Raw genomic sequence first — 16,179 nt, 5'->3', positions numbered from 1 at the left:
GCGAACACGGCGGATCGCCGGCTGCGTCGGCGAGACCTTCCCTAACAGTCCTCGTAGTCAGGCTATTTGGCGGCCACCAGCGTGTCGAGGCCGTAGAGACGTTCGAGGACGAGGAGGACCGCCACAGCGATCGCCATCTGGATCGCGCTGATCGCCGCGATCGCGGGGTCGAACTGGTTCTCCATGTAGCTCAACATGACGACCGGGAGTGTTGTCGCGGACGTCGATCCGAAAAAATAGGACAGGGAAAGATTGTCGAAGGAGATCAGTGCCGCGAACATCGAACCGGCGAAGATGCCGGGACGGATCACCGGCAAGGTCACGTAGCGGAGGGTGGCCCATCGGGAGGCCCCCAGGATGGACGCGGCCTCCTCGAGATTCTCCGGAACCGAGCGATACACCGCGATCACCGTGCGGGCGACGTAGGGGACGGCGACGACGGTGTGTGCCACCCAAAGTCCGAGAAATGAGACGCCGATGCCGAGGGCGGAGAGATAGTACAAGAGGGTGAAGCCGAGGACGATCGCGGGAATCGAGATCGGAGCGAGCAGGAAGGCGGCGACCGCCGTTGCGAAGCCTGAACGGCTGCGGGCCAAGGCGAGCGCGGCGGGGACGCCGATCAAGCATCCTGCGGCCGTCGCGGCCACCGCGAGCTGCACGCTGATCCACAAGGAGTGCATGAAGGGGCCGTATTCGATGGCGCGCACATACCAGCGCAGCGACCAGCTTTCGACGGGGAAGCGGATGAAACTGCCTTCCGAGAAGGAGACCACGACCACAAGCACGATCGGCAACATCACGATGGCCAAAAGCACCACGGAATATGCGCCGAGCGCGAGGCTGCTCCATTCGCGGCGTCCTGAACTGCGCTGCGCCATCAGATGCCCCTTCCCTTGCCGAACCGAGACTGTGCCCACAGGCCGATGAGGGCGATGACGAGCAGAACATTGCCCATGGCGCCCGCGAAGGAAGTGTCCTGCGTCAGGTTGAACTGCTGGTAGATCATCAAGGGCAGCGTTCGAACCGAATTGTTTCCGAGCAGAAGGGCAGCGACAAAATTGCCGTTCGTCAGCACGAAGACGAGGATCGATCCCGTGATCACGCCTTCTATGCTCAGCGGAAGCGTGACGTGCCAGAAGGCCTTGATCTTACTCGCACCCAGCGCGCGCGCCGCTTCCTCGAGCGAACGCGGGATGGCTTGCAGGACGGAGGAGATCGACAACACCATGAACGGAAGAAGGATGTGGATCAGCGCCACATAGACGGACACCGGATGGTTGGCGAGGTTGATCGGACGTTCCAGCAGACCTCCATCGACGAGCAACGTGTTCAGGAAACCTCGATTGGCGAAGATCACCCGCCAGCCAAAGGCCCGCATCACGACCGAGGTCAGCAGCGGTGCGATCAGGCAGAACAGGATAAGCCCCTTCCAGCGCCCGGCCTTGCGCACCATGAAGTAGGCAAGCGGATAACCGAGCGCGATGCAGGCCAGCGTCACGACGACTGCGACGACGATCGTCTCCTGAAGCACCCCGAAATAGAACGGGTCGGTGACGAGGACCGTGTAGTTCTCCAGGACCCCTCGTTGGCTGGCGCGGCCCGGTGCGCTGCCGCCGATGCTGCGCCAGATGTTGGCGACCAGCGGGGCGATGAAGAACAGCACGAGGAAGACGGCTGCCGGAGCGATCCACCAGAGACGCGCGACACGGAAGCGCCGCAGGGCGCGGTGGGGCTCGACGCGAACGGGCTCCGCCGCACTCACGGCAAAGTCTCGCGCAGGACGACAGGAGCCTGCGTCCAGTCGATACCGACGACCCCGTCTGCATCGATCGGATGGGCGTGCTGGCTGTAGACGATGATAGGGCGGTCGCGCTGCCCGGCATCGAGTTCGTAGGTGTACTGGCTGCCGCGAAACACGACGTCGCGGACCCGGGCCTCGAGCTTTCCCTTCCCCTGTGGCTTGATGAGAAGGCGCTCCGGCCGAAAGACCAGGATCGCGGGTCCGTCGGGCTCGTCGCACGATACAGCCAGCTTAGCGCTTTCGCTCGACCGGAAGGTACCGCCGCGGATTTCGCCGGCGAAGAGATTGCTGGTTCCGAGGAACTCCGACACGAAGACCGAACTCGGCCGGTCGTAGATCGCTTTGGGCTCTCCGATCTGCATGATCGCACCGGCGTTCATCACCGCGACGCGGTCGCTCATGGTCAGGGCTTCTTCCTGATCATGGGTGACCAGGATCGACGTGATGCCGAAGCGGCGCTGGAGCTGACGGAGCTCGAACTGCATCTCCTCGCGAAGCTTGCGATCGAGCGCCCCCAGCGGCTCATCGAGAAGAAGGACGGACGGGTTCACCACAAGGGAGCGAGCCAGTGCGATGCGCTGTTGTTGACCGCCCGAAAGCTGTCCGATGGAGCGTTCTGCGAAGGCGCCCATACGCACCATGTCGAGCGCTGCGCTGACACGGCTTTGAGCCTCCGCCTTCGCCACCTTGCGCATCTTCAACCCGAAGCCGACATTCTCCGCCACGCTCATATGCGGAAACAACGCGTAGTTCTGAAACATCAGACCGATATCGCGCATGTTCGGCGACAAAGCGGTCACGTCACGATCTCCGATGAGAACACGTCCTCGATCCGGGGGCTCGAAGCCGGCGACGATACGAAGCGTCGTGGTCTTGCCGCAGCCGGAGGGGCCGAGCAACGCGATCAGTTCTCCCGGCTCCACCTGCAACTGCATGGGCTGCAGCGCGACGATTGCGCCGTATGTCTTGCTGATGTTGTCGAGCTTGAGCGAGGCGGTCTTCGTCATCACGTACCCATTGTCCGGGTGGATCGGCGATAATCAATCGCGTCGAGCAGCTGGTAGTAACTGCCGAGCGCGAACATGAACCATGGATTGCCGCGATAAAGCGCGTGGCGCGGCAGAGGGCGCGAATCGTAGGCGCAGACGGGATCCGCGCGCCGCTCGCGAATTTTCACCCCAAGTCGGCTGCCCAGCCAAGACATCATCGCAACGCCGCTGCCGTTGCAGCCGAACACGAAATAGACGCCGTCCCGCCCGCCGATATGCGGCATGAAGTCGAGCGTCATCGAGACGTTCCCGCCCCAGCTATGGGTGATCTTTGCCTCGGTGAGCTGTGGATAGCGGCGTGTCATCAATCGATGCAGCAGGCGCGCTGTCGTATCGGGACGTGTCGGGACGAAGCGTGCTCGTCCCCCGAAAACCAGCCGGCGACCGTCGCCAGAGAGCCGATAGTGATTGACCACACGGCGCGTTTCGGAGACAGCGCGGTCGTGACGGATGACCGAGCGCAGGAGATCCTCCGGCAGCGGCTCCGTCGCGATCATGTGGCTGGAGACCGGGACCACACTCCGGGACAATGGGGCGTCGAGTTCGCCGACCGAGCCGTTGGTCGCCAGGACGAGTTCGCCGCACCGAATATCACCGCGCGTCGTATGGACCAGGAAGCTGCCGTTGACGGGCTCGACGCCCTGAACCTTGATCCCGCCCCAGCAGCGCACACCGCGCTCGAGTGCGCGCCGCAGAAGACCGCCGTAAAGCGCGGCCGGGTTGAGGTGCCCCGCATGGCGGATGAACGCGGCGCCCTGGTAGATCGACGTTCCGAGTTCCTCTCTCAGTTGCTCGCGCGTCAGCATCACGGCATCGGAGTCGGTCAGTGCATTGAGTTGCGGCAAGCGCGACTGCCACCCAGCGAAGTGCTCCGGCGCCCACAGGGCGGTCAGTCGCCCATTCATCTTCAGCTCACAGTCGATCGCCTCCTCCGCGATGACGTTGCGCAGCCACTGGAAGGCCCGCGAGGCATCGCCAAGCCGGTCCTCCAACAACTGGCGCCCCTCCGGCGTCGGGTCGCCGGAGGAGGCCTGTGCAGCCTTCTTCTGGACATTAACCCCGCCCGTCACCTGTCCACCCGAACGGCTCGAGGCGCCGCCACCCAGCTCGGCTGCATCGAGCACCACGACGTCACGTCCGTCCTCGGCGATCTCTGCGGCGCAGCAGACACCGGCATAGCCGCCGCCCACGACGAGCACGTCGACTGTAGCGGGAAGCTCGTCCGCGCGGCCGGTGTCCGGCGTGTAGGCGTCCCACCAGTACGGTCTTGCAACGTAGTCGGACGAAAGGATCGATGGCGTCATTGCGCGGCTCCCCGCGGCAGCTTCAAGAATTTGGTAGTGTTCAGTCAGCGATGCCGATCTCTTCGCGCATCTTCAGCCACCACCCGTAGGACGGCGGCCACATCGACCAGGGATCGTCGATCCCGAGCGCACGGGCGGCATTCAAAGCCCAATGGGGATCAACGAGCGCTTCGCGCCCGATGGCGATGAGATCCGATTTGCGGGCCTGAAGGATCGCCTCCGCCTGCGGCCCATCGACGATCACGCCGACCGCCATGGTCGCAATATCCGCCTCACGGCGAATCCGTTCGGCGTAAGGCGTCTGATGTCCCTTGCGAAGCGGCTGACGCTTGAGCAGGAAATCCGTGCCCGAGCTGGCGGAGCGAATGCCGCCTGACGAGCAGTCGATCATGTCGACGCCCCGCGCCTTCAACGCCTTGGCGAGCACGATAGAGTCCTCAAGGGACCATCCGTCCTTACGCTCGTCGAGATCGGGCCGCCAGTCGACGCAGGAAATCCGGAAGATTAGCGGCTTGTCCTTCGGCCAGAAGCGCCGCAACTCCTCGGCGATCTCCAGCGCCAGTCGCATTCGCCCTTCCAAGGAGTCGCCGTAGGCGTCGGTCCGATCGTTGTTCACAGGCGAAAGGAAGGAGTGAATGAGGTAGCCGTGGGCCGCGTGAATGTCGAGAACGTCGAACCCGGCCTCGTCGGCACGCCTCGCGCCTTGACCATAGGCAGCGACGATCTCGCGGATATCCTCAAGCGTGGCGGCACGAGGCTCGTGCCAATTATCGAGCGTCTTGCCCGAGGAGGCGGCAATGGGCTGCCAGGCGGCCTCGCCACGTGCACTCTCGACCGCGCCAAGCGGACCGCGGCCCTCCCAAGGTCTCTGACGGGACGCCTTCGGTCCGGCATGGTGCAACTGAGCCGCTGCGAGCGTCCCCTGACCGTGCAGGAAGTCGACGAGCCGCCTTAGGGGAGCGACATGTCCGTCCTCCCAGATGCCGCAGTCCCCGTAGGTGTTGCGACCGCGCGCCTCCACCATCAGTGCTTCGGTCATCACCGTGCCGAAGCCGCCTGTCGCGAAGCGGGCGAGATGCTGGAAGTGCCAGTCGTTCAGCTTGCCGTCCTGGTCGGCGACATACATCTGCATCGGTGCGACGACGAGCCGATTGGGGAACGTCACGCCCGCCAGGCGGTAGGGCGAGAAGAGAAGTGGCCGGCCCTCCGCGGCCGTGCGGCTCGCGCGGTGCGGTGCGGTAGCGGTGCTCATGCTGCGTCTCGCTTATCGGACTGACGGTCATCGATGACGGGGAGGTCGACGAAGCGCTCTTGCAGTTCGCCGTAGGCACGGAGGATCGACTGCGGTGTCGAAGTCGTCGCGTCCTCGCTCACCGCCTTGAACAGACGATGCTTCACGAAATGGCGCCAGTTGATCGGAACGGCTTCCATGATCCGCGTCATCGCGACATAATTCTCACGGGTCCAGCATGCCTCGAAAGCCGTACGGTTCGGTCCGTAATCGAAGTGGCCGCCAATTTTTGCTCGATCGGCTCGCAACGCGGCGGTTTCGGTTTCGTCGATCCGTCCTTCGCGGATGGCGACGCCGTACGCGGTTCGCGCCTTCTCGGCGGAGACGAAGCCGCTTTCGACGTCCTCTAGCACCTCACTCACCGGACGGTCGAAGGGATGTCCATAACCGCCCCCCGCAGGCCCCTGGCTGCGGATCACGTCGCCGGGCTCGCACGGGACGATGTCCGTGTTGCCAAGTTCCAACGCGGTGTCGCTTCCCGGATTTCGGGTAAAGCGGGCGTTCGCGCCTGCCTTTCCACCAAGGACGCCCCATGCCGCCAGCGTGGCGCGGTTGCGGTTGCGGGCGGTAACCATGGCTTCCGGCGTGCGCATGCGGAACTCCATCACCGCTGCGTTGCCACCCCGCCAGCGCCCTGCTCCCCCCGTATCCGGGACGAGTCCGTAGCGGATGATGTCGATCGGCACCTCGGCCTCGTTGATCTCGACCGGCGTGTTCTTCAGGAAAGCCGAGTTCGCACCGCAGCCCTCTTGGCCATCGGCACCGGGACCGCCGCCGGCGCCTCCGCCCACAGGGCCGATCGAGGCGATGATGCGGCGGCCGTCGCTGGCGACGGCACGAACGTTCAGAAGGCTCGAGCCTCCCGCGGGGCAAGCCGGCAGACGGTCTGGGGCGGCTTGCGAGAAAAGGCCGAAGAACGCTGCCTGCGTCACGGCGCTCGTCAGGCTTCGCATGCCGACGGCGGCCGGTGACACCGGGTTGACGATCGTGCCGAGTGGCAGTGTACCCGTCAGGATCCGCACCGTACCTGCGTTCAGGAGAGCGTCGGGCCGCAGCGTATGGAGGCTGTAGATCAAACCCACCGTGATCAGCGAATGCCTGACATTTCCGCCGGTAGGCATGTTCAGCGACGAGACGACCTGGGGATCGCTCCCGGTGAAGTCGAGATCGACATCCGAGCCCGAGATGGTCATGGCGATGTTGATCCGACAGGGAACGCCGTCGACGCTGTCTTCATCGGCGAACTCAGAGAATTCGTACCGCCCGTCGGGGATCGACTGAACGATCTGCCGGGCCTGCGATTCCGCATAGTCCAGCAGCTGCTGGCTGCCGGCCATGAAATCGTCGATGCCGAAGCGATCGATGATCTCCTGCACCTTGCGCTCTCCGGTGGAAAGGCAGGCCAACTGAGCGCCGAGATCGCCGCGGTTTTGCACGGGAGAGCGCACGTTCAGCTCGATCATCTCGACCAAACGTTCGTCGAGGACGCCGTCACGCATGATGCGGATGGGCGGGAAGCGGATCCCCTCCTGCTGGACCTCGGTCAGCGTCCGCGAAAGCGAGGCCGGCACCGCCCCGCCCATATCTGTGTTGTGCACGTGGTTGCCGACGAAGCAGACGAGACGACCGTCACGGAACACCGGCATCCAGACATGGACGTCCGGCGTATGGGTGGCCACGAAGCCGCTGTAGGGGTCGTTCACCGCGTAGACGTCGCCGGGGCGGTAATCGTCGATCATCGCGATCACCGGTCCGTAGTCGAGCCCGGTATACCAGGTCGCGCCCGTCGTCACCGGTGAGGCGAAGGTGAGCCCCTGCGGCGTCATCAACTGGCAGGAGAAGTCCTCCGTTTCCTTGACGAATGTCGAGTAGGCCGTGCGCATCATGGTGAAGCCCATCGCCTCGGCCGCGGCGGCACAGTAGTTCGCCAAAATCTGCAGCCGGGATTTGCTGATCATGATGCGAGCTCCCTTGCGACACGCAGATTGCCGTTTCGATCGACCCGACAGACATATTGCGCCGGGATGACCGTGGTTGTGTCGTCCTGCGCGACGATCGCCGGACCCTGGAAGTGGTGACCTGGCGCCAGCGCTGCGCGATGGAACAGGGACGCCTCGCGCCAAACGCCGCCCATGAAGACCTGCACCCGGTTTGCCGGCTCTGCATGCGCGTCCACGACGTCCTGCTCTTCGAACGACGGCTTTTCGCCCGCCGCCGTGATGACGAGCTTCAACGAGATCAACTGAAGGGGCGCCGCGGTGTTCTTGTGTCCGTACATCCGCTCGTGTTCGGCATGAAACGCCGTCGAGAATGCCGCAACGTCACCGGCCAACGCAGCGTCGAGATCGACAGGGACGTCAAGTTCGTAGGACTGGCCCTTGTAGCGCATGTCAGCGCTCACGGTGACGGCTGCCTGTCCGGCAAAACCCTGTTCATCGAGGAGCCATTCCTCCGCCGCTCCCTTCAGCCTCGCATATTCGTTCGCAATCAGCGGACCGTCGTCGTCCTGGAGGTCCAAATAGACCGTCGAGAGGAAGTCGCTCTTAAGGTCCGCGATGAGACCTCCGAGCGCCGAGAGAACGCCCGGCGTCAGCGGAATGACGGTTTCTTTTACGCCGAGCTCCTGCGCTAGATGGCAGCCGAGCATTGGGCCTGCGCCCCCGAAAGCGAGGATCGAGAACTCGCTGATGTCGATACCGTATTTCGAGATCAGCGCGCTGACTTCGGTGTACATGCCGGAGATAGCAACATTCAGGATGGCTTCAGCCGTCTCCTCCACGCTCTCGCCCAGACGGTCCGACAGCTTGGCGATCGCCCTGCGCGAGGCCTCGACGTCGACATCGACGGCGCTGTAGCCGAGCGGGGCGTGGCCAAGAAGGCCCGTCGCCGCCATGGCGTCGGTGATCGTCGGCCTATCGCCGCCGCGTCCGTAGCAGGCGGGGCCCGGGCGCGAGCCGGCGCTTTCCGGCCCGACCTTCAGGACGCCCAGATCATCGACCCAAGCGATCGAGCCACCGCCCTCGCCGACTGAGGACACGGAGACGGACGGAATGTGGATGTTGAAGTCGCCGATCAGTTCGCCGGTGCCGTAGCGTGGTTCGCCATCGCTGATCACTGAGATGTCCGCACTGGTGCCGCCGATGTCGAGGCTGAGCGCGTTGGCGATTCCGCATGTCTTGGCCAGATGTGCGGCGCCGATGACGCCCGAGGCGGTGCCCGAGAGGATCATCTGCACGCAGTCGCGTTTGCCTTGCTCAGCCGACATCACGCCGCCGTTCGACTTCGTCAGCCGCGGCTCGCAATCAACGCCCGCCCGTTTCAGAGCGGCCTGCAGCGAACCGAGATAGTGCGCCACGCGAGGCTGCACATACCCGCCGATCACCGAGGTGATGGTGCGTTCGTACTCGCGGATGATCGGCCACGTCTGGCTGGAGCAGTTGACGAAAACCCCTGGCCACAGAGCCTCGATGCGCTCGCGTACGGCAAGTTCGTGGGCCGGATTGCGATAGGCATGCAGTAGGGACACGACGATGCCCTCGGCGCCCTTGGCACGAGCCGCCTCCACGGCTGCGACGATCGAAGCGTCGTCGAGCGGTTCGCGTTCGCTGCCATCCGCGTTCAGCCGGCCAACGATGCCGAACACCATCGAACGGCGCACGAGCGGCGCCGGGCGCTTCGACAGAAGGCTATACATGTCGGGTCCCTTCAGCCGCGCCAGTTCGAGGACGTCCTCGAAATTGCGCGTCGTGAAGAGCGCGAGCTTGAGGCCCCGACGCTGGATCACCGTATTGATGCCCACGGTGGTCCCATGGGTGAAGTATGTGATGTCCGCCGGTTGGATGCCGTAACGCTCGCCGAGCAGACGAATGCCCTCTATGACCTCGGCGCCGGGCTCATCCGGTCGGGAGAAGGTCTTCATGCTGGAAATCTTGCCGGTTTCCTCATGAAACACAGCAAAGTCGGTGAAAGAGCCACCGATGTCGACGCCGACCCGATATCCCATCGTCAGTTCCGAATTGTTGGAAGAAGAGATGGGGCGGCAAAGCCGCCCCGAACCGGTCAATCGACCTCGCGGTTCCAGCGCTCGACCCACGACGCCAAATTGGCGGCGGCATCCTCGAAGGGTGGGAACACCAGGCCCTCATGGTCAGGCATGTAGGCCTGGAGGTCGCCCGGCACCGTGGCATTCTCGTTGCCGACGCCGTAGAGAATGTTGGCCGCGAAGCACGATTGCTGCTCCTCCTGCAGCATGAAGTCGATGAACTCGTAGCCGAGTTCGCGCCCGTTCTTCACCTTCTGGACCCACGTCAGTGCGGGCACCATGCCGGGCTCGGGGCCGTAGAAGTCGAACTCGTCGTTCCCATCGCGAATAAAGGCCCAGGCACGACCGTCCCAGTAGACCGCGATGTCCGCCTCGCCACTGCCCATCATCGGGATGACGTCGCTGGAACTGTTCCAGACGACCAGATTGCCGCTATCGCGCATTTCGGCCAGTTTCTCGAAAGCCGGATCGACATTGTCGATGTCGCCACCGAGCTGCGTCGACCAGTACCAGACGGTCGTCAGCATCGCGCTGATGCCGTTGTTGACGCCGGGGATCGCCAACGTCCATCGACCCTCGATCGTCCCGTCGATGAGCTCGTTCCAGCTTGCGGGCGGCTCATCAATGACGTCCTTGTTATAAAGGACCCCCATCGTGCCGTAATTGTGCACTGCGCCGTTATCACCCGTCAGTTCGCGAAAGCGAGGCAGGATCTGGTCGAGCGCCGGCACCTGTTCGGTTGTCAGATGTTCCACCAAGCCGCGCTCCACGGCGTCGAAGGCCGCATCGCTTGATATCAGGAGAACGTCGATCGGCGGGTTGGAGGGCGTCGCCGAAATCTGATTTAACCATTGGGCCGATCCGCCGAGCTGGACTGCAACCTGTTTCCCGGTCGCTGCCTGGAAAGGTTCGATCGTGCACTTTCGCAACGACTCCTCCCAGATGCCGCCGAAGGCAGTCACGGTCAGGTCTTGCGAGGCTGCCGGAGCGGCTGCTCCAAGCACGACAGCGACAGAAATGGCGTAGTGTCTCATCCGTTACCCCTTTTTTCCGGGCACAATTCTACCCACGGCCGAGCGAGCGAGGCTCGACCGGTGCTTCCCTAAAAAGGAAGCGGACCAGAACTTCATGCGACAACACGATGACGCTAGCAGAACCAGCGCCGCCGACTACGCGATATCAGATATTCGGCATCTGCAAGCCGGTTGTGCTGCGGCAGGGCGAGGCTGGGAGACGATCGCTCTGACGGTAGCTTTCGAGGCGATACCCTGCCAGTTGGTGGCAAGGATGGGCGAAGCTATTGCTGCCTGTTTCGGCCAATCAGATAGCTTGGTCTGCTTGACGCATACTCAAAACTTACGGGACGTGGTGTCGGCGGGTCGTCGGCTCCGAAGCAAGCCCAGTTACTTATTGCGCATTTAATCACCCAAGCGCGGCGCTCGTCGGGTCGTAGGCGTAGACCCAAGCCGGGTCCTCGGGCTCCTTCAGCCACGTGTTAGCGTTGGAGATCGTCTGTACCTTTGTGGCGCGCTCGCGCCGCGTCGCCTCATAGAGCTTGAAGGCAGGCGTGTAGTCCGAAAGCCCGGTTTCGGATAGGCAGCGCGCCAGCACCGCCGCATCCTCGATCGCCATGCACGCGCCCTGCGCCATGTGCGGGCGCATCGGGTGGCAGGCATCACCGAGAAGGCAAAGGCGCCCCTGGCTCCACAGATTGAGTGGGTCGCGGTTGAGGAACGGCCATTTGGTGACGTGATCCGTCGCGTCGATGAGAGCCTGCACGATCGGGTGCGAGGAATTGAAGATCGCTTCCATCTCCTCGCGCGAAGAGTCTACGAAGGCCGATTCGTGCTCCCAGCCGTCCACCGGCACGCCGGTCACGTAGTAGTATTCCGAGCCGTCGCCCTTAGTGGCGTAGGCCATAATGTGGCGTGAAGCTTCCCACCACCATTTAACGCAGGCCTCGAATTCGAGGCCCGAGGCGCGCAGGCGATCGACATTGACGAGCGCGCGATGCCCGACCCAGCCGGAGAAGGTCGGCCGCTCGACGCCGAGAAGCTTCTCGCGGATGACCGAGTTGATGCCGTCTGCGCCAACCACGAGACCTGCGGCGACCTTGCGGCCGTTCTCGAAGGTCAAGAGCACATGGTCCTCGCGCTCCTCGATCTCCTGCAGCCGATGGCCGAAATGCACGCGCTCGGACGGCAGCGCCTCGACCTGGATCGCATGCATGTCGCCGCGATGGATGGTGATGTAGGGTGCGCCGTATTCCTTCAGCGCGTAGTCGCCGAGGCGGATCTTCGACATGTAGTCGCCGGTCGTGCCGTCGCGCGAGAACCAGAAGTCGGGATGCGAGCCGATGCCGCTTAGGCGATCCTCCAGCCCGATCTGGCGGAAGATCTTCATCACGTTCGGCCCGACATGGATGCCCGCGCCCAGCCGCGTGAACTCGGGCGCCTGCTCGAACACATGCGCCTCGAACCCGGCGTCGTCCAGAAGCGCCATGGCGGCCGCACCGCCGAGCCCGGCGCCAATGACCGCAATATCCACCCGATCAACGTTTTCCAAAGCCTGAGCCTTTCCTAATTTCATGTGTATACTAACAATTTTGTCCGCACTGTAAAGCGCGTCGCCATGAGGTTCATGTCACCGCGAGGCGCCATATCGAGCCCGCACATAATCCGCGAGGTCGTCGATCTGGCGCTCCGTCAGCTCCAACGCGAAGGCCGGCATATCGCGCGTCGAAAGCGAGAGCGGCGCGCGGATGCCTTCGCGGATCGCGGTACGCACAGGCTCGGGCGATGCTGCGCGAATGGCGGGCGAACGCGACAGCGGGATGCGCGCGGCCGTCGCGAGATCTGTGACGACAGGCTCGTGGCAGACGGCGCAAGCGGTCTCGAACAAGCGGTGCGTCGCATCGGGCGCCGAGACGTTATATGCCCGAGCCGGCTCGGGGACGGGGTCGGCTCCCGCCGGCACCTGTGGAGTCAGCGAGGCGAGATAGGTCGCCATCGCCGCGATGTCGGCGTCGGGCAGAGCCTGGAGATTGTCCACGACGTCGGCCATCGGCCCGGACGCCGCGCCGAGGCCGTCCGCAAAACCGGTGCGCAGATACTCGAAGTAGCGTTCCTCGCTCCAGCCGAAGGTGGACGCGCCCTCCCCGGCGATCGGCGGGGCGTACCATCCCTTCACTGTCGCGCCGGACAGGGCCGCCTCGCCGCCCTTCTCAGCGCCCAGCGCGTTGCGCGGCGTGTGGCAGGCGCTGCAATGGCCCGTCGTCTCGACGAGGATACGGCCCTGGTTCCACGCCTCGCCCTTCGCGGGCTCCGGCTCAAGCGGCGTCGCGTCATGAAACATCATGTTCCACAGCGCGTTCACGGGCCGCAGATTGGCCGGGAAGACGAGTTGCGACGGCTGCGCCTCCTGGCGAACCGGCTCGAGCGTCTGGAGATAGGCGTAGAGCGCGAAGAGGTCTTCGCCCTCCATCCGGGCGAAGGAGGTGTAGGGGAAGGCCGGATAGAGGTTCGTCCCGTCGCGGCTGATACCCTGGCGCATGGCGCGCTCGAAGGCGGTGAAGCTCCAGCGGCCGAGGCCCGTTTCGGGGTCCGGGGTGATGTTGGTCGTGTAGATCGTGCCGAAGGGCGTCTCGACCGGCAGCCCGCCCGCATTGGCAGCCCCGCCCGGCGCGGTGTGGCAGTCCGCGCAATTGCCCGTGGCGAAGACCTGCCGGCCGCGCTCAAGAAGTTCGGGCGAGAAGCTCGAGGCGCCCGGTGCCGGCGTCGGCGGGATCGAACGGTGGATCGGCAGACCGACCGCCGCGACGGTGAGCGTGCCGCACAGTGCGGCGGCGGCCGCCAGCCCCCTGGAGCCCATCCGCTCGCGCCAGCCTTTCGTCTTCGCCGCAGCCGAGCCCGCATGCGCACCGGAAACGGCGGTCGGCCCCTTCTCTTCCTGCAGCGCGCGGCGCAGGCTTTCGGGCGTGAATGGCACCTCGCGCAGGCGAATGCCGGTGGCATCGAAGATGGCGTTGGCGATTGCGGCGGCGGACGGCACGGCCGCGCTCTCGCCGACGCCGAGCGCTGCGTCTCCCGGCCGCTCCACCAGCATGGTCTCGATATGCGGCGTCTCCGGGAAGGTCTGGATCGGATAGCTCGCCCAGCTCTGCGGAGAGCCGGTGCGGGTGATCTCGTCGAACGTGACCTTCTCGGTCAAAACGCGGCTCGCCGTCTGGTTGACGTTGCCGTGGATCTGGTGCCGCACGCCGTCCGGATTGATGACGAGGCCCTGGTCCTGGCCGACGAAGACGCGCGTCAGGTTCACTTCGCCGCTGTCGAGATCGACCGTGACGTCGCAGACCCAGGCAGCGGCGGCTGCGGCCGTGCCCGGAAACGTGCCGTGGACATAGGTGGCGAAGGCGAAACCCTGCCCGTAGGCCATGCGCCCGTCGCGCCGACGGCGCGGCCCGGTGCGCTCCTCCCATCCGCCTTTCTCGGCCGTCTGACGGATGAGATCGGCTGTGTTCTCGTCGTCGATATGGCGCAGGCGGAAGATGACGGGATCCTCGCCCGCCTCCGCTGCCAGCTCGTCGACGAAGCTCTCATGCGCGAAGGTGTTGGGCAGGGCCGAGACGCCGCGCATCCAGGAGGCGCGCACGATCGGCGCCATGTCGTGCACGGTGATCGCCTTGTGGGCGATGCGATAGGGCGGGATGATCGTGCGGTCGCCCATGTCGGTCGGGCGCGGCTCGGGCGTGATGCGCCCGGTGAGAAGAAGCGACAGGTTCGGTCCGCGATTGGACGGATACCAGGTGTCGAGGCTGTAGGCGTGGAAGCGGCCGTCCTTCAGCCCGCCCTCGACGTCCATCACCTGCGCCGCTCCGCGCGGCTCCCACAGATGCTCCTGCGCCCTTGTCAGTTGCACGCGCACGGGGCGCCCAACGGCGCGCGACAGGATCAAGGCATCGCCACAGACGTCGTCGGCGCAGTTGCGACCGTAGCAGCCCGCCGCCTGATAGCGGCGCACTTCGATGCGCTCGGGCTTGAGGCCGCAGAGAGTGGCGAGGTCGCCGCGCAGCATGTGCGGGTTCTGGCTGCCCGACCAGACGATGGCGCTCTCGCCCTGCCAGTGCGCGATCGCGCAGGAAGGACCGATGGAGCCGTGGAGCTGGTACGGCCAGAGATAAGTGCGCACGAAGCGCTTGTCGCACTGCGCGATGCCGGCCGAAAAATCGCCCGTTTCATCGAGCCGGCGCGGCGTCGAGGGCTGCGCGCGGATCGCCTCGGCAAGGTTCGTCAGGTCCGGCAAGTCGGGCGGCAGATGCCAGTCGACCGGCAGCGCCTCGGCAATGCGTTGCGCCTGGTCGGCGCGCTGCGCGACGACGCCGAGGAAATCGCCCTCGCGCACCACCGCGATGAAGCCGTCCATCGCCTCGACGGCCGCCAGATCGTAGCCGATGAGACTGCGGCCGATGAATTCGCCGCTGTCGCGGCCCTCATAAGGCGGCCGGATGACGTGGCCGTGCACCATGTCGGCCACGTCCACGTCGTGGATATATCGATGGGTGCCCGTCACCTTGGCGGGCAGGTCGACGCGCGGGACGCTGCGCCCGACGATCGAATAGGCGCGAGGGTCCTTCACCACCGCCTGAAGGTCGAGCGCGAGGAAAGCCGCCTCGTCGTCGAGAAGGTCGGCATAGTCCAGTTCGGTACCGGCATGGCCGACGCGCCCGTCCCGCAGGGCGATCTCCTCCACCGGCGCGTTCAGCCGCAGCGAGGCGCGGGTTGCCAGTTCGGCCCGCAGTTGCGCGGCCGCCAGCCTCAGCGGCACGGCGGCGATCTGGATCGTCTCGGAGGCGATGGTCGGTCCCTGATCCGGCGTGCGAGCCGTGTCGCCCAGCACCAAGCGGACCCGGTCGACGGGAAGGTCCAGTTCCTCGGCGGCGATCTGCGCCAGCGCCGTCTGGATGCCGGTGCCCAGATCCACGTGGCCGTTGAAGGCGGTGACGATGCCGCTCGCCTCGAATGTAAGGAGCGTATCGCGGCGCGCGGGCGTCTCGCGATAGACTGAAATGGAGCCGGAGCGCGGGGTCGTCGTCATGTGGCGACTCCGCCTGCCTGACGAGCCGCCGTGAGGCTTGCGGCCCGCCGCACTGATTCAAGGATTTCCTGATGCGTGCCGCAGCGGCAGAGATTGTGGCGCAGGGCGCTGCGGATTTCTGTGTCGCTCGGAGCGGGATTGGCGCGCAAAAGCGCCACCGTCGTCATAATCATTCCGTTGAGGCAATAACCGCACTGCGCGCCCTGCGCGTCGATGAAGCCCTGCTGCACCGGGTGGAGCACGCCTCGCTCGTCATCCGCGAGCCCTTCGAGCGTGACGATCTCGCTGCCGTCGGCCTTGGCCGCGCGCAGGACACAGCTTCTGGCCGGCGCGCCGTCGACCAGCACCGTGCAGCTTCCGCACTGGGCGAGGCCGCAGCCGTATTTCGGGCCCTTGATAGCGAAGTCGGCGCGCAGGACGTCGAGAAGCGAACGCTCGACATCGACGGTTTCAGTGCGCTCCTTGCCGTTCAGGCAGAACCTCACAGACCTTTGCGTCTCCCGCCTCATCGCGACCACGCTCGTTCAGTCGGATGCATACTAACGGCTTGTCTCCCCAGGGCTCGGCTTATAAGCGATTGGACCCGGCCCCAGGCGGCG

General features: G+C 65.0%; 11 protein-coding genes. All 11 read right to left on the bottom strand.

The features are described 5' to 3' along the window. Positions 1 to 62: 62 nt before the first annotated feature. Complete coding sequence (locus H1343_RS03925; RefSeq protein ID WP_185984646.1) at positions 63 to 878, bottom strand: ABC transporter permease; 816 nt, start codon at positions 876 to 878, stop codon at positions 63 to 65. Then, positions 878 to 1,762, bottom strand: a complete 885-nt coding sequence (locus H1343_RS03920; RefSeq protein ID WP_185984645.1) for an ABC transporter permease — start codon at positions 1,760 to 1,762, stop codon at positions 878 to 880. The genes H1343_RS03925 and H1343_RS03920 overlap by 1 nt, the downstream gene beginning before the upstream one ends. Beyond that, a complete protein-coding gene (locus H1343_RS03915) occupies positions 1,759 to 2,808 on the bottom strand; it encodes an ABC transporter ATP-binding protein (RefSeq protein ID WP_185984644.1) in 1,050 nt (349 codons plus the stop codon). The genes H1343_RS03920 and H1343_RS03915 overlap by 4 nt, the downstream gene beginning before the upstream one ends. Beyond that, on the bottom strand, positions 2,808 to 4,154 hold the full coding sequence (locus H1343_RS03910) for an NAD(P)/FAD-dependent oxidoreductase (RefSeq protein WP_185984643.1): 1,347 nt from the start codon (positions 4,152 to 4,154) through the stop codon (positions 2,808 to 2,810). Before H1343_RS03910 ends, H1343_RS03915 begins: the two co-directional genes overlap by 1 nt. 40 nt (positions 4,155 to 4,194) lie before the next feature. After that, complete coding sequence (locus H1343_RS03905; RefSeq protein ID WP_185984642.1) at positions 4,195 to 5,406, bottom strand: NADH:flavin oxidoreductase/NADH oxidase; 1,212 nt, start codon at positions 5,404 to 5,406, stop codon at positions 4,195 to 4,197. Then, the gene (locus tag H1343_RS03900; RefSeq protein ID WP_185985469.1) at positions 5,403 to 7,403 is read right to left on the bottom strand and encodes a hydantoinase B/oxoprolinase family protein; all 2,001 of its coding nucleotides are present in this window, start codon (positions 7,401 to 7,403) and stop codon (positions 5,403 to 5,405) included. The genes H1343_RS03905 and H1343_RS03900 overlap by 4 nt, the downstream gene beginning before the upstream one ends. Continuing rightward, the gene (locus H1343_RS03895; RefSeq protein ID WP_185984641.1) at positions 7,400 to 9,448 is read right to left on the bottom strand and encodes a hydantoinase/oxoprolinase family protein; all 2,049 of its coding nucleotides are present in this window, start codon (positions 9,446 to 9,448) and stop codon (positions 7,400 to 7,402) included. The genes H1343_RS03900 and H1343_RS03895 overlap by 4 nt, the downstream gene beginning before the upstream one ends. Positions 9,449 to 9,504: 56 nt before the next feature. Continuing rightward, positions 9,505 to 10,521 (bottom strand): extracellular solute-binding protein, encoded by a 1,017-nt coding sequence (locus H1343_RS03890; protein ID WP_185984640.1) that lies wholly within the window; start codon positions 10,519 to 10,521, stop codon positions 9,505 to 9,507. A gap of 388 nt (positions 10,522 to 10,909) precedes the next feature. After that, positions 10,910 to 12,076 carry an FAD-dependent monooxygenase gene (locus H1343_RS03885; protein WP_185984639.1) on the bottom strand — a complete coding sequence of 389 codons (1,167 nt, stop codon included), beginning with the start codon at positions 12,074 to 12,076 and terminating at the stop codon, positions 10,910 to 10,912. 54 nt (positions 12,077 to 12,130) lie between these two features. Next, complete coding sequence (locus H1343_RS03880) at positions 12,131 to 15,580, bottom strand: molybdopterin cofactor-binding domain-containing protein (protein WP_185984638.1); 3,450 nt, start codon at positions 15,578 to 15,580, stop codon at positions 12,131 to 12,133. Next, positions 15,577 to 16,089, bottom strand: coding sequence for a (2Fe-2S)-binding protein (locus tag H1343_RS03875; protein WP_185984637.1), 513 nt, complete (start codon positions 16,087 to 16,089; stop codon positions 15,577 to 15,579). Before H1343_RS03875 ends, H1343_RS03880 begins: the two co-directional genes overlap by 4 nt. Positions 16,090 to 16,179: the final 90 nt, after the last annotated feature.

This window comes from Aureimonas mangrovi, from assembly GCF_014058705.1.
GTDB classification, from domain to species: domain Bacteria; phylum Pseudomonadota; class Alphaproteobacteria; order Rhizobiales; family Rhizobiaceae; genus Aureimonas; species Aureimonas mangrovi.
The sequence above is the reverse complement of the archived record's forward strand: the minus strand, read 5'-3'. Positions and strand labels throughout refer to the sequence as shown.

What these genes read in the sequence shown, in the direction of transcription:
- H1343_RS03875 (WP_185984637.1), bottom strand. Translation starts at nt 16,089, where the DNA reads ATGAGGCGGGAGACGCAAAGGTCTGTGAGGTTCTGCCTGAACGGCAAG.
- H1343_RS03910 (WP_185984643.1), bottom strand. Translation starts at nt 4,154, where the DNA reads ATGACGCCATCGATCCTTTCGTCCGACTACGTTGCAAGACCGTACTGG.
- H1343_RS03895 (WP_185984641.1), bottom strand. Translation starts at nt 9,448, where the DNA reads ATGGGATATCGGGTCGGCGTCGACATCGGTGGCTCTTTCACCGACTTT.
- H1343_RS03885 (WP_185984639.1), bottom strand. Translation starts at nt 12,076, where the DNA reads ATGAAATTAGGAAAGGCTCAGGCTTTGGAAAACGTTGATCGGGTGGAT.
- H1343_RS03905 (WP_185984642.1), bottom strand. Translation starts at nt 5,406, where the DNA reads ATGAGCACCGCTACCGCACCGCACCGCGCGAGCCGCACGGCCGCGGAG.
- H1343_RS03925 (WP_185984646.1), bottom strand. Translation starts at nt 878, where the DNA reads ATGGCGCAGCGCAGTTCAGGACGCCGCGAATGGAGCAGCCTCGCGCTC.
- H1343_RS03915 (WP_185984644.1), bottom strand. Translation starts at nt 2,808, where the DNA reads ATGACGAAGACCGCCTCGCTCAAGCTCGACAACATCAGCAAGACATAC.
- H1343_RS03900 (WP_185985469.1), bottom strand. Translation starts at nt 7,403, where the DNA reads ATGATCAGCAAATCCCGGCTGCAGATTTTGGCGAACTACTGTGCCGCC.
- H1343_RS03880 (WP_185984638.1), bottom strand. Translation starts at nt 15,580, where the DNA reads ATGACGACGACCCCGCGCTCCGGCTCCATTTCAGTCTATCGCGAGACG.
- H1343_RS03890 (WP_185984640.1), bottom strand. Translation starts at nt 10,521, where the DNA reads ATGAGACACTACGCCATTTCTGTCGCTGTCGTGCTTGGAGCAGCCGCT.